Raw genomic sequence first — 13,159 nt, forward strand, 5'->3', positions numbered from 1 at the left:
CTGGGAGCGAGTTTTGCGTCGTGGAGACGTCCCCCTCACCCGGAATTTGCGCGGCGCGCAAATTCGACCTCTCCCCGCAAGCGGGGCGAGGTGAAGTGTCACGGACGGCGCGTTCAAACCAGAACCTTCGGGGGATAGGCCGTGCCGCATATCGTCAAAAGCACGATCCTGGATGCACCGACCGATGCGGTGTGGGCCGTGCTGCGCGATTTCAACGGCCATGACCGCTGGCACCCGGCGGTCGCGACCAGCGGCATCGAGCGCGCGCAGCCATCCGACAAGATCGGCTGCGTCAGACGCTTCAAGCTGAAGGACGGCGCCGAGCTGCGCGAACAGCTGCTGGCGCTATCCGACCTCGAACAATCGTTCAGCTACTGCCTGCTCGATACGCCGATCCCGATGTTCAATTACGTGGCGCATGTCCGCCTGCTGCCGGTCACCGACGGCGACCGCACCTTCTGGCACTGGGAATCGCGCTTCACGACGCGGACCGAGGACCGGGACCGCATCACGCGGATGGTTGCGGAAGACATCTACCAGGCCGGTTTCGAGGCCATCCGCCGGCATCTGAAGGAGGCCGCGTAAGCGGGAAAGGATATCATGCCAGTCACGGTGAAGACCTTCACCAGCAGCCATGACGCCGCGGCGGCGCTGTCGTCGGATCGCAGCGCCCGCTATCTCGGCGGCGGCACGCTGGTGATGCGCGCGCTGAACGAGGGCGACATCTCGATCTCGACAATCGTGCGCGCCAGCGATCACGCGATGACGCGGATCGACGCGTCCGGCTCGCGGATCACGCTCGGCGCCGGCGTCACCTTTGCGCGCATCCTGGCCGAGCGCGATCTCGGCTTCCTGCACGGCCCGGCCCGCTCGATCGGCGGCCCCGCGGTGCGCAACATGGGCACGGTCGGCGGCAATCTGTTCGCGCCGGTGCCCTATGGCGACTTCACGGTCGCGATGCTCGCGCTGGATGCTGTCGTATCGGTACAAGGCGGGCTCGGCGGACGCGAGATCCCGATCGACGAGTTCCTGCAATCGCGTGACCGGCAGACCGGCGTGCTGGTGCTGGCGATCTCCTTCGCCAGGCCCGGCAGCACAGAGGCCTTCCGCTACCGCAAGATCGCGCGGATCAAGCCCAAGGGCGGCGCCGTGATCACGCTCGCGGCGCATCTTCCGGTCAACGGCAGCCGCATCGTGGGCGCCCGCATCGCCCTCGGCTCGATGGCGCCGACGCCGATCCGCGCTCGCGCCGCCGAGCGCGCGCTGGAAGGCCGCGCGCTCGATGCCTCCACGATCAGCGCGGCCGCCGCGGCGGCGGTCGAAGGAACGTCGCCCGGCGACAACGCGCTCGCCAGTGCCTGGTATCGCCGCGAGATCGTCGGCGTGCATCTCCGCCGCCTGTTGTCCGGTCAGGAATAATCGCGATGGCCAAGACTGCTCTTCAATTCCAGCATAACGGCCGTGACGTCGCGATCTTCGTCGACGGCGGCACCAATCTGCTGGTCGCGCTGCGCGAACTGATCGGCGACATGACGCCGAAATTCGGCTGCGGCCAGGGCGGCTGCGGCACCTGCAGCGTGCTGATCGACGGCGAGCTGCATCTCTCCTGCCTGACGCTCGCCGAGACGGTCGCCGGCCGCTCGGTCGAGACGCTCGACGGCATCAAGGACGGCCCCAATCTGCACCCGTTGCAGCGCGCCTTCGCCGACAATTTCGCAGCGCAATGCGGCTATTGCACGCCGGGCATGCTGATGGCCGCCAAGGCGTTGCTCGACCGCAACCCGCAGCCGAGCCGGGCCGAAGTCGTCGAGGCGATCTCGGGCAATATCTGCCGCTGCACCGGCTATGAGCCGATCATCAACGCCGTGTTGGCTGCCTCGTCCGGCGGCCGGGCGCGCGCGTAAGGGAACAGTGCCATGCTGGAATTGCGCAAGGATATCTTCGCTGACGAGCGCGACGATAATTTGAAGGAAATCGGCAAGGGCACGCAGCGCCAGGACATGCTCGGCCATGTCACCGGCACCTCGCCTTATTTCGACGATCACAAGCTGCAGGGCATGCTGCATCTGAAGGTGGTCCGCAGCGCCCATGCGCACGCACGGCTGCGCCGCATCGACACTTCGGAGGCCGAACGGTCGCAGGGCGTGCGGCGCGTGATCCGCGCCTCCGACGTGCCGCGCAATCTGAATACGCTGCTCAGCCTGATCAATTTCGGCAAGGACGACGAGCCGTCGCTCGCGGTCGACAAGGTGCGCTACAAGGGCGAGCCGATCGTCGCCATCGTCGCCGACAGTCCGCGCGAGGCCTATGAGGCCATAGCGAAAGTCAAGATCGACTACGAGGTGCTGCCGGCGGTGTTTGACGTCGAGGACGCGCTGAAGCCGGGCGCGCCCGTGGTCAACGAGGTCTATCCCAAGAACACCTTCACCTATCACGAGACCTATGATCGCCAGCAGCTGCGCTTTGGCGACGCCGACCGCGCGCTCGCCACCGCCGACCACGTGCTGGAGCAGCGCTACCAGATGTCGCCGATCGAGCACGCGCCGACCGAGACCAACGGCTCGATCGCGGCGCCCGACACCAATGGCCGCTACATCGTCTACACCTCGACGCAGGCACTGTTCTTCTCGGTCGACACCTGCGCAAAAATCCTCGACGTGCCCTCCAACACCTTCCACTTCATCGGCGGCACCGTCGGCGGCGGCTTCGGCGGAAAGGTCGATACCTTGACCGAGCCGCTATGCATTCTCGGCGCGATGCTGACCGGACGCCCGGTGCGCTACGTGTTCGGGCGCGAGGAGGAGATGCAGTACGGCCCGCCGCGTGGCGCCGAGCGCATCTACATCAAGGACGGCGTGATGCACGACGGCCGCGTCGTCGCCCGCAAGGTGCGCGCCTATTTCGACAGCGGCGCCTATACGCGGCTGTCGAGCTATGCGGCGGTGAAATGCGCCGCGCATCTGCCCGGCCCCTACACGATCCCGAACGTCCACGGCGACGTCTATTGCGTGTTCACCAACCGGACGCCCGCGACAGCGATGCGCGGCTTCGGCGTCACGGCGATGGATTTCGCGATCGAATGCCAGATGGACAAGCTGGCCCATCTCGTCGGCATGGACCCGATGGAGTTCCGGATCCTCAATGCGTATCGCGACGGCGACATGAAGGCGCATCGCCGCGAGGCCAAGAACACCGCGCTGATCGAATGCGTGCAGGTCGCCGCCGAGAAAGCCAAATGGCCGCTCCGCGAGGACTTCAAGCGAATGTCGTCGCGCAAGGATGGCGGCGGCGCCCGCGCTGCCGTGACACCGACCCCGCGTGAGACGCATGCGCCGACGCCCGCACCATCCCAGCAGCGCACGACGTATGACCGCGCACCGGCCGCGAGCCGCGAGCCGCCACCACCGCCCCCTCAGCCAACGCCACCTTCTCCGCCGCGGCCGAGCGCGCCGTCGCATGGCGCCACCCGCTTCTCTTCCGTCTTCGGCACCAGGAGGCGCTGATCATGACAAGGCATCGCGGACGCGGCATCGCGTCGGTCAATTATCCCATCGGCATGAATCTCGGCGGCGATCCGAGCCAGGCGCTGGTGCACTCCAATCCGAGCGGCAAGTTCACCGTCGCGCTGTCCTCGATCGATCTCGGCCAAGGCATGAAGTCGGTGACCCGGCAGATCTGCGCCGAGACACTCGGCGTCCCGGTCGAGGACGTCTATGTCGACACCGCTGATTCCGACACCGGCCCGCATTGCATGGGCTCGTTCGCCTCGCGCGGCACCCATCGCGTCGGCAACGCCGTGATGGCGGCAGCGCGCGAGGCCCGCGGCGTGATGATGGAGGCCGCAGCCGAGGAGCTCGAGGTGAATGCCGCCGATCTCGAGACCGACGGCCGCGGCAACATCCACGTCAAGGGCGCCCCGCACCGCTCGATCTCGACCAAGGACGTCGCAATCGCCGCGCAATTCAAGCAGGGCAAGACCATCTCCGGCCGCGGCATCTTCCTGGTGCCGCTGTCCGACGTCGATCCCGAGACCGGCGAGATGTCGCCGGCGACCTGCTACGCGCATGCCTGCCTGGTCGCCGAGGTCGAGGTCGACGACGAGACCGGCGAGGTCGACATGGTCAGGATGGACTCGGCCTATGAGCTCGGCCGCGCACTCAATCCGCGGCTGGTCGAGCAGCAGTTGGTCGGCGGCGCCTGGATGGGCGTCAGCCACGCGCTCTACGAGACGCCGGAGCCATATTACCCGGAGCCGGTGCACGGCCCGCGCGATTTCGTCGAATATCTGATGCCGGGCCCCGGCGACATCTGTCCGCACGACATCGCGGTGCTGGAGCGCCCCGCGCCCGACGGCCCGTTCGGCGCCAAGGGGCCGGGCGAGATGTGCGCCAATCCGGTGCTGCCTGCGGTCGCGAATGCGATCTTCAATGCGGTCGGGGTGCGGATCGACGATCTGCCGATCACGCCGGAGAAGGTGTTGCGCGCGATCAAGGCGCAGGGCGGCGCGCGGCCGCAGCCGCGGCGCTGAGGTTCTGATATGCCGGTCCGCAACAACATCGTCGGCATCGACAGCCCCGAGGCGCTCGAGAAGGCGCTGCGCGCGGCCTATTACCTCGCCGACGACGGCATCGCGACCGCCTCCTATCTCTCGCTCGCGCTCGGCAAGCCGCTGTTGCTCGAGGGCGCGCCGGGGGTCGGCAAGACCGAGGCCGCGAAGGCGATCGCCGCCGTGCTCGGCCGCAAACTGATCCGCCTGCAATGCTATGAAGGCATCGACGCCGCGGCTGCGCTCTACGAGTGGAACTATCCGCGCCAGATGCTGGCGATCCGGCAAGCCGGTGAGGAGAGCATCGACATCTACGGCGAGTCCTTCCTGATCGAACGTCCGATGCTGGCCGCGCTGCGTGCGCCGGATGCGACCGTGCTGCTGATCGACGAAATCGACCGCGCCGACCAGGAGTTCGAGGCCTTCCTGCTCGAATTCCTCTCCGACTTCCAGATCTCTATCCCGGAGCGCGGCACCATCCGCGCCGCCGAGCATCCCGTCGTGGTGCTGACCTCGAACCGGACCCGCGATCTGCACGAGGCGCTGCGGCGCCGTTGCGTCTATCACTGGATCGATTATCCGAACGCCGAGCGCGAGGCCCGGATCGTGATGATGCGCGCCTCCAGCGTCGCCGAAGCCACTGCCCGCGCCGTCGTCGCCGCGGTCGGCCGGCTGCGCCGCGAGCCGCTGAGCAAGGCACCGGGCATTGCCGAGGCGGTCGACTGGGCAGAAGCCGCGACGTTGCTCAACAAGGGCGGCGCGCGCTGGCCGGACGCGTTCAAGCGCTCGATCGGCGTCGCGCTGAAGGACGAGGAGGACCTGCACTTCATCTCGCCCCGGCTCGATGCGATCATTGCGGAGGCAGCCGCGTGAGCGACGATCTCAAGCTGCCGCGCGCCGCGCGGATCTTCGTATCGTTTGTCGCGCTGCTGCGCGCCAACGGCTTCTCGGTCGCGCCGGAGCAGACGACGAGCTTTCTGGCGGCGATCGAACTGCTTGGGCCGCGCAGCCTCGAGCACATCCGCCGGGCCGGGCTTGCCACACTGGCGCCACCGCCGGAACGCCGCGCGACATATGACCGGCTGTTCGACATCCATTTCCGCGGCGCCGAGGCGATCGAGCTGGCCGAGGGCGAGGACGAGGAGACTGTCCGCCTGCAGGAGGAGGGTCGCGGCGACGACGAGCCGCCGCTCGCCGACGAAGCCAACGAATCGGGCCTCGCGGCGGCGCGCGCCGAAGCGCTGGTCGAACGCCGCTTTGCGCAAGTCCCAACCAGCGATCCGCTGCGCCAACTGTCGCGCGAGGCGGCCCGGCGACTGCCGCGAAGGCGGGGCCACCGGCGGCGGCGTGCGCGCAGCGGCCCGTTCGCCGATCTGCGCCGGACGCTGCGTGACAGCGTGCGCAATGACGGCGAGGTGCTGCGGCTCGGGCGCATGCGCCGCCGCCAGCGCCCGCGCAAGATGCTGCTCCTGATCGACGTCTCCGGCTCGATGAAGGCGCGCACCGAGGAGAACATGCGGCTCGCGCATGCGCTGGTGCAGGTGGCCGGCAACGTCGAGGTGTTCACCTTCGGCACGCGGCTGACCCGCGTTACATCAGCGCTGCGGCTGAAGCGGCGGGAGCAGGCCCTGAATGCGGCCTCGTTCCTGGTCAGCGACTGGGACGGCGGCACAAGGATCGGCGACGCGTTGCAAGCCTTCCTCGCGGTGCCGCGGTTCGGCGGATATGCCCGCGGCGCAGCCGTCGTGATCGTCTCCGACGGCCTCGAGCGCGGCGATCCGGCTGCGCTACGTGATGCGGCGGCAAAGCTGTCGCGCCGGGCCTGGCGCGTGAGCTGGCTGACGCCGCTCGCGACCGCGCCCGGCTTCAAGCCGCAAACCGAGGCGCTGATCGCGATCCAGCGCTTCGTCGATGATCTCGTGGATGGCGGATCGAGCGCGGCCGTGGTCGCGCATCTGCTGTCGCTCGGAACAAGGAGAGCTGCGTGACTGGAATCGTCGACGGACATCATCACATCTGGCGTCAGGCCGATCTCGCCTGGCTGTCCGGCCCGATGCAGCCGCGCATCTTCGGCCCCTATGAGCCGATCCGCCGCGACTATCCGATCGAAGAATATCTCGACGACCTCAAGGGCAGCGGCGTCACCCGCTCGGTCTACGTCCAGACCAACTGGCCGAACGGCCAGTTCGAGGACGAGGCGGCCTGGGTGCAGCAGACGGCGGATCAGCATGGCTGGCCGCACGCGCTCGTCGCCTATGCCGATTTTTCCTCAGGCGACGTCCGGCCGCAACTCGATCGGCTGAAGCGCTACCCGCTGGTGCGCGGCGTTCGCATGCAGCTGCACTGGCACGACAACCCGCTCTATCGCTTCGCGGCGCGGCCCGATCTCTGCAGCGATCCAGTGATCCGGCGCAATATCGGCCATCTCGCCGACTACGGCTGGAGTTTTGACCTGCAGGTGTTCGCGCCGCAGATGGCCGATGCCGCCGGGCTCGCCGAGGCCTGCCCCAATGTGACGTTCATCCTGCAACATGCCGGCATGCTGGAAGATCTGACGCCGCAGGGCCGGGCCGCCTGGCGCACCGGCATGGCGCGGCTCGCGCAATGTCCCAACGTGGTGTCGAAGCTGTCGGGGCTTGGCACCTTCATCCATCGCAACGATGCCGCGCATATCGCCGGCATCGTGACCGACACCGTCGCGATCTTCGGTGCGGACCGCTGCCTGTTCGGCTCGAACTTTCCGATCGAGAAGCTGTGGACCAGCTACCGCGATCTGATCGATGCCTTCAAGGCGGCCGCCGAACGGCTCAGCCGGGAGCAGCGCGCTGCGATCTTCGGCACGACGGCGACGCGGGTCTATCGGCTGGAGCCATAGCCGCGCCGCAGGCACGAACATAACAACGAACATGAATTTGGAGGGAGAGCGATGCCGTTGGAGATCAAGATTCTGGACTATGGCGATATCGAGCTGGAATCGAGCTTCCTCGTGCTCGGGCACAATTGCGGCCGCACCCGCCGCGTGCTGACGCTCGGCTTCCTGATCCTCGGCGGCCCCTACCCCGTGCTGGTCGATACCGGCTACCGCTCCAACCAGATCATGGAGACGCTCGGCATGCGCGGGCTCCAGTTCCACGAGAACATGATCGAGAACCAGCTCGCCCGCCACGGCGTGCGGATGGGTGACGTCCGCTTCGTCTGCCACACCCATCTGCACATCGATCACGCCGGCAAGGACGACCTGTTCCCGATGAACACGACCGTCGTCCTGAACCGCAAGGAGCTGGAATATTCGGTCTCCGGCCTGATGCATCCGCAATATCCCGCGCCCGACATCAAGCACCTGATCGACCGCCTGCACACCAAGAGCGCGCTGCGCTTCCTCGACCTCGAGATCACCGGCCCGGTCGAGCTGATGCCCGGCGTCTATTGCGATGCCGCCAACGCCCACACCGAAGGCTCGATGAACATCCACGTCCACACCGCCGACGGCATCGCGACGATCTGCGGCGACGTGATCTACGATTTCAACGACCAGATCGTGAACCCGTTCAACGAGATCCACGACGCCGAGCCGCGCACCACCGGCAACCACGGCACCAGCAAGCGCGCCGAGAAGGCCGCGATCAAGAAGCTGCTCTCCAACTCGCGCTATCTGCTGCCGGTGCATGATCGCCCCGCCAAGATCGAGGGCGGCATGGTGGTGGGCCGCCTGCACGACCAGGTGCCCGGGCCAGTCGTGCAGAGCCTGCCGCAACGCAGCTGGTTCCCGGCATAACAGCGAAGGCCTGTCACGATGACGCATGTCACGCTGCGCGGCGAGTTCGAAGACCTGATCGACCCCTATGCACCGGTCGGCCAGGTCGGCACCGGCTTCGACTTCACGGAGGGACCGATCTGGCATCCGCTCGATCACTTCCTGCTGTTCTCCGACATGCCCGGCGACGTGCGACGCCGCTGGGATGCGCGGCGCGGCGTGGTCGAGGTCAAGCGTCCGTCGAACAAATGCAACGGCATGACCTACGACGCGGACCTCAATCTGATCGTCTGCGAGCACACGACATCGTCGCTGATCCGCGAGCGCCCGGACGGACGGCGCGAGGTGCTGGCCTCGCATTACGAGAACCAGGAGCTCAACAGCCCGAACGACGTCTGCGTTCATTCCTCGGGCGCGATCTATTTCTCCGATCCCTGGTATGGCCGGATGCCAGTCTATGGCGTCGAGCGGCCGCGCCAGCTCGGCTTCCAGGGCGTCTATCGCGTGCCGCCGGGCGGCGGCGCACCGAAACTGCTGGTCGACCGCACTCTGTTCGAGCAGCCGAACGGACTGTGCTTCTCGCCCGACGAGCGCATCCTCTATGTCAACGACACCGTACAGGCGCTGATCCGCGCCTTCGACGTCAGCGCCGACGGCGCGCTCGGCAATCCGCGCGTGTTCGCCTCCGGCATCCGCTCCGAGCTTGAACCCGGCCTGCCCGACGGCATGAAGTGCGACCAGCGCGGCAATGTCTGGGTCACCGCGCCCGGCGGCGTCTGGGTCTATTCGCCCAGCGGCGATCTGCTCGGCAAGGTCCGCCTGCCCGAGCTCGTCGCCAACCTCGCCTGGGGCGGCACCGATTTCCGCACCCTCTATCTGACCGCGACCCATTCGGTCTACGCGATCCCGACCAAGGTCGGGCCGCGCAACGAACCCTATATGAGCGGCAAGCGCAGCGGGGCGAGTGCCCCATCCTCCGCGCCCGCGCCGAACCTCACCGCCGGCGAGATGCAGCTCGATCCGCAGCGCTGCGCGATGATCATCCAGGACATGCAGAACGACGTCATCATGGACGGCGGCGCGTTCGCCGAGTCCGGCGCGCCTGCGCATGCGCGCCAGCAGCATGTCGTCGAGAACGTGCGCCGCGTCGCCGAGGCTGCGCGGGCGCGTGGCGTTGCCATCATCCATGTCTGGTTCGTCGTCGAGCCGGGCGCGCCCGGCGTGACCTTGAACGCACCGCTGTTCGAGGGGCTGGTCGACAGCAAGGCGATGGTGCGTGGCAGCTGGGGCGCGGCGCCGGTCTCCGGCCTCGAGCCGCGCCCGGGCGATTTCGTGGTCGAGAAGATGCGGATGAGCGCGTGGGAGGGCACAAGGCTCGAAACCATCCTGAAGGCCACCGGTCGCGACATGATCATCAACACCGGGGCCTGGACCAACATGTCGGTGGAGCACACCGCGCGCACCGGCGCCGACAAGGGCTATTTCATGATCGTGCCGGAGGATTGCTGCTCGACCATGAACGCCGACTGGCACAACGCCGCCATCAATTTTGCCCTGCAGAACGTCTCGGTCGTGACCAACGCCGACACCGTCATCAAGGCGCTCGGCTGAGGGAGGCGCGGTGCCGAAGCTGCTGCATCTTAATTGCTCGCCCCGCGCCGATTCGGAATCGGCGGCCGGCGCACGGGTCTTCGTGGAGAGCTTCCGCAAGGCGCGCCCGGACTGGGAGATCGACGCGATGAACCTGTGGCGCGAGCCGCTGCCGGAATTCGAAGGCTATCTGCTCGAGGCGAAATATGCCCGGATCGGCGGCAAAAGCTTCACCAATTCGCAGCACGATGCTTTCGCGGTCGCCGAACGCCTCGCGCTGCGGCTGTCGCTGGCCGATCGCGTGCTGATCTCGACGCCGATGTGGAATTTTTCGATTCCTTACAAGCTCAAGCAGTGGCTCGACGTCATCATCCAGCCGGGCCTGACCTTTCGCTTCGATCCGGCGCAGGGCTATCTGCCGCTGCTCAAGGACCGCCCGACGGTCGTGATCCTGGCGAGCGGCAGCGACTTCGTCACCGGCATGAACCGCGGCCGCATCGACATGGCAACGCCCTATCTGCGCGAGGTGCTGCGCTTCATCGGCATCAGCGACGTGCGCTTCCTGCCGATCGGCCCGACCACAGGGCCCGCGGAGCCGATCCGCGCGGCCCGCGACGCGGCGCATCGCAGGCTCGTGGAGATGGCGGCGCGGTTTTGAGGTGCTCTCTCCACATCGTCGTCCTGGCGAAAGCCAGGACCCATAACCACCGCATTTGATGATGAACGGGACCGTGGCCCCAGCGTGGCGCAACAATTGAGATTTGGGGTAATGGGTCCTGGCCTTCGCCAGGACGACGATGGGAATAGTTCGACTCAACGTGTCAAACAGCCTGTTCGGGGTCATCACCCGCGCATGCGGGTGATCCAGTATTCCAGAGGCAGCGGAGCTTGAACCGAGAAGCCGCGGCGTACTGGATCGCCCGGTCGAGCCGGGCGATGACAGTGAGGATGACGACGCCGCGCCCACTTGCGTGGCGAGGGGCGTTTACAAGAGGGCGGCTGCACAATTTCGGAGTATTAGAAGTGTATTCCTGATTTGCCCGACATGTCAAGTTGCCTTGTCGAACGCCGGCAGCCGCGAGCTCCTTTGCATGGGGTTGTTTTTGAAAATTTTGGCGGCGCGCACCCAGCGAGGAGTTCCTCCGCCGTCACGACCCTACGTTCCTAGGTTTCCGCCACCGGGAAGACGAGCCTGCACAACAATCCCGGCGCGTTGTCGCGCAGCTCGATCTTGGCGCCGTGCAGGCTGGCGACCGCCGCGACCAGGCTGAGACCGAGGCCGTTGCCCGGCGTGTAGCGGCTCTGCTCGAGCCGGTAGAAGCGCTTGAAGACGCGGTCGTGCTGGTCGGCCGGAATGCCGGGACCGTCATCGGCAACCGAGATCACCGGCCCGCTTTCGTCATCGTCGCAAGTCACGGTCACCCGTCCGCCCGGGCGGCCATGCTTGATGGCGTTGTCGACGAGATTGGCAATGGCGTCGAACAGCAGGTCGCGGTCGCCGGTGACCATCACAACGGGATCGCCGGCAAGGTCGAGATGGGTGGTCACCTCTTCGGCCGCGGCATCATATAGCTCCACCACCTCGCCTGCGATCTCGACGAGATTGACGGTGCGAAACGCGCCCTTACGAGCCCGCGTCTCGATCTCGGAGATCCGCGTGATCGACGCGAACATCCCGAGCACCGCATCGAGATCGGCGATGGTGTCGCCGATCAGCGCCGCATCGCCGTCTGCGTTGCGTGGGGCGTGATATGCCTTCTCCAGCCGGCCGCGCATCCGGGTCAGCGGTGTGCGCAGATCGTGGGCGATGTTTTCGCTGACCTGCTTGACGTCCCCCATCAGGGTCTGGATGCGATCCAGCATCAAATTGAGGTTCTCCGCGACGCGATCCCATTCGTCATGGCTGCCGAGGAGCGGAATACGCTGGTCGAGGCCGGAGAGCATGATGGCGCGGCTGGTCGCATTGATCTGCTCGATCCGGCCGACGGTTCGCCTTGTGACCCCGATGCTGGCCGCCGCAGCCAGCACGATGATCAGCACGACAACGGCGATGCCCGCGGCCCGGATCTGCGCCATGAAGCCGTCGAGATCGCCGATGTCGCGGCCGACCAGCAACCGGTCGCCGTTCGACAAGGTCTCCGTCACGACGCGCGCCAGCGAGGTTCCCGTGGAGAGCTGCGGCAGCGAGACCCGGAATTCGGTCCATCCCTGCCTCGCAGCCTCCGCCGGCCATTGCTTGAGATTTCCTGCAAACACCGCCGAGCCGGGGCCGGCCAACAGATAGACATGGTCGGCAAAGGCCTTGTCCGCGATGCGTTGCGCGATCAACGCGGTCAGGCCATCGCGGCCGGACCGCGCATAGGCATCGTCGAGGCTTGCCTGCTCGGTCATGATCGCGCGGTCGGACCTGTCGCGCACATAGGACAGTGTCGACCAGTAAACATAGGCGAAGATGACGGACACGATCAGGCCGAAGATGCCGATGGCGATCAAGGCCAGGCGGAACGTCGATGACCTGAGGGTTTTAGCCAGGAGCACGGAGGCAGTACCCGATGCCGCGGATCGTGTGGATCAGCGGATAGGCTTGCTGGTCGTCGACCTTGCGGCGCACCCGTCCGACATAGACGTCGATGATGTTGGTCGATGGATCGAAGTGCAGGTCCCACACGTGCTGCAGCAACATGGCGCGCGACACCACGCGGCCTTCGTTGCGCGCGAGATATTCGAGCAGCTGGAATTCCTTCGGCAGCAGCGGAATCTTGCGGCCGCGGCGGCTCGCCGTCCGCGCGATCAGATCTACCGCGAGATCGCCGACGCGCAGGATGGTCTCCTTGGCAACGGTCTCGCTGCGGCGGCCGAGCGCCTCCAGGCGCGCCAGCAACTCGACAAAGGAGAACGGCTTGACCAGATAGTCGTCGCCGCCGGCGCGCAAGCCGCGCACGCGGTCATCGACCTCGCCGAGCGCGCTGATGATCAAGAACGGCACCGCGATGCCGTCGTCGCGCATCTGACGCATCACCGTGATGCCGTCGATGTCGGGCAGCATGCGATCGATCGTGATCACGGCATAGTCGCGCGCCGCTCCCTGGCTCAGCGCCTCGCGGCCGTTCGCCGCCAGATCCACGTCGTAGCCGCAGGTGGTGAGTTCCTCGACGAGCTGACCCGCGGTCTCCGGATCGTCCTCGACGACGAGAATGCGGCGGTGAGCTCCGGTCATCTTCTTGAACTCTCCGAGTTCTCAACCCCCTCCGAGCGCCCCGCGACGGTCG

The 13,159-nt window shown here is 66.7% G+C and carries 12 protein-coding genes and 1 pseudogene; 11 read left to right on the top strand and 2 right to left on the bottom strand.

Annotation, left to right across the window (positions count from 1 at the left end):
• Positions 1-141 precede the first annotated feature (141 nt).
• The 11 genes from AKN84_RS37945 to AKN84_RS37995 are packed head-to-tail and all read left to right on the top strand — an operon-like array spanning position 142 to position 10,548.
• Complete coding sequence (locus AKN84_RS37945) at positions 142-585, top strand: SRPBCC family protein (RefSeq protein ID WP_050425516.1); 444 nt, start codon at positions 142-144, stop codon at positions 583-585.
• Between the two features lie 15 nt (positions 586-600).
• Complete coding sequence (locus tag AKN84_RS37950) at positions 601-1,419, top strand: FAD binding domain-containing protein (protein ID WP_050425517.1); 819 nt, start codon at positions 601-603, stop codon at positions 1,417-1,419.
• 5 nt (positions 1,420-1,424) lie between these two features.
• Positions 1,425-1,904: a (2Fe-2S)-binding protein gene (locus AKN84_RS37955; RefSeq protein WP_050425518.1), complete on the top strand. Its 480-nt coding sequence runs from the start codon at positions 1,425-1,427 to the stop codon at positions 1,902-1,904.
• A 12-nt stretch (positions 1,905-1,916) separates the two neighbouring features.
• Complete coding sequence (locus tag AKN84_RS37960) at positions 1,917-3,503, top strand: xanthine dehydrogenase family protein molybdopterin-binding subunit (protein WP_050425519.1); 1,587 nt, start codon at positions 1,917-1,919, stop codon at positions 3,501-3,503.
• Between the two features lie 2 nt (positions 3,504-3,505).
• Complete coding sequence (locus AKN84_RS37965; protein ID WP_028333322.1) at positions 3,506-4,528, top strand: xanthine dehydrogenase family protein molybdopterin-binding subunit; 1,023 nt, start codon at positions 3,506-3,508, stop codon at positions 4,526-4,528.
• Positions 4,529-4,537: 9 nt separating this feature from the next.
• Complete coding sequence (locus tag AKN84_RS37970; protein ID WP_050425520.1) at positions 4,538-5,419, top strand: AAA family ATPase; 882 nt, start codon at positions 4,538-4,540, stop codon at positions 5,417-5,419.
• Positions 5,416-6,534, top strand: coding sequence for a vWA domain-containing protein (locus AKN84_RS37975; protein WP_050425521.1), 1,119 nt, complete (start codon positions 5,416-5,418; stop codon positions 6,532-6,534). The genes AKN84_RS37970 and AKN84_RS37975 overlap by 4 nt, the downstream gene beginning before the upstream one ends.
• Positions 6,531-7,421 carry an amidohydrolase family protein gene (locus AKN84_RS37980; protein WP_050425522.1) on the top strand — a complete coding sequence of 297 codons (891 nt, stop codon included), beginning with the start codon at positions 6,531-6,533 and terminating at the stop codon, positions 7,419-7,421. Before AKN84_RS37975 ends, AKN84_RS37980 begins: the two co-directional genes overlap by 4 nt.
• A gap of 51 nt (positions 7,422-7,472) precedes the next feature.
• Positions 7,473-8,321, top strand: a complete 849-nt coding sequence (locus AKN84_RS37985) for an MBL fold metallo-hydrolase (RefSeq protein ID WP_050425523.1) — start codon at positions 7,473-7,475, stop codon at positions 8,319-8,321.
• Between the two features lie 18 nt (positions 8,322-8,339).
• On the top strand, positions 8,340-9,911 hold the full coding sequence (locus AKN84_RS37990; protein ID WP_050425524.1) for an isochorismatase family protein: 1,572 nt from the start codon (positions 8,340-8,342) through the stop codon (positions 9,909-9,911).
• Between the two features lie 10 nt (positions 9,912-9,921).
• Complete coding sequence (locus tag AKN84_RS37995) at positions 9,922-10,548, top strand: FMN-dependent NADH-azoreductase (RefSeq protein WP_050425525.1); 627 nt, start codon at positions 9,922-9,924, stop codon at positions 10,546-10,548.
• Between the two features lie 506 nt (positions 10,549-11,054).
• Here AKN84_RS37995 and AKN84_RS38000 read toward each other — a convergent pair.
• Positions 11,055-11,990: pseudogene (locus AKN84_RS38000) on the bottom strand (sensor histidine kinase); the annotation flags it as partial.
• A 424-nt stretch (positions 11,991-12,414) separates the two neighbouring features.
• On the bottom strand, positions 12,415-13,107 hold the full coding sequence (locus AKN84_RS38005) for a response regulator transcription factor (RefSeq protein WP_050425526.1): 693 nt from the start codon (positions 13,105-13,107) through the stop codon (positions 12,415-12,417).
• Positions 13,108-13,159 lie beyond the last annotated feature (52 nt).

Origin of the sequence: Bradyrhizobium tropiciagri (assembly GCF_001189845.1) — a bacterium.
Classification (GTDB): Bacteria; Pseudomonadota; Alphaproteobacteria; order Rhizobiales; family Xanthobacteraceae; genus Bradyrhizobium; species Bradyrhizobium tropiciagri.

Coding starts and splice junctions, on each gene's coding strand:
- AKN84_RS37960 (WP_050425519.1), top strand. CDS start 1,917: ATGCTGGAATTGCGCAAGGATATCTTCGCTGACGAGCGCGACGATAAT.
- AKN84_RS37965 (WP_028333322.1), top strand. CDS start 3,506: ATGACAAGGCATCGCGGACGCGGCATCGCGTCGGTCAATTATCCCATC.
- AKN84_RS37990 (WP_050425524.1), top strand. CDS start 8,340: ATGACGCATGTCACGCTGCGCGGCGAGTTCGAAGACCTGATCGACCCC.
- AKN84_RS37950 (WP_050425517.1), top strand. CDS start 601: ATGCCAGTCACGGTGAAGACCTTCACCAGCAGCCATGACGCCGCGGCG.
- AKN84_RS37955 (WP_050425518.1), top strand. CDS start 1,425: ATGGCCAAGACTGCTCTTCAATTCCAGCATAACGGCCGTGACGTCGCG.
- AKN84_RS37970 (WP_050425520.1), top strand. CDS start 4,538: ATGCCGGTCCGCAACAACATCGTCGGCATCGACAGCCCCGAGGCGCTC.
- AKN84_RS37985 (WP_050425523.1), top strand. CDS start 7,473: ATGCCGTTGGAGATCAAGATTCTGGACTATGGCGATATCGAGCTGGAA.
- AKN84_RS38005 (WP_050425526.1), bottom strand. CDS start 13,107: ATGACCGGAGCTCACCGCCGCATTCTCGTCGTCGAGGACGATCCGGAG.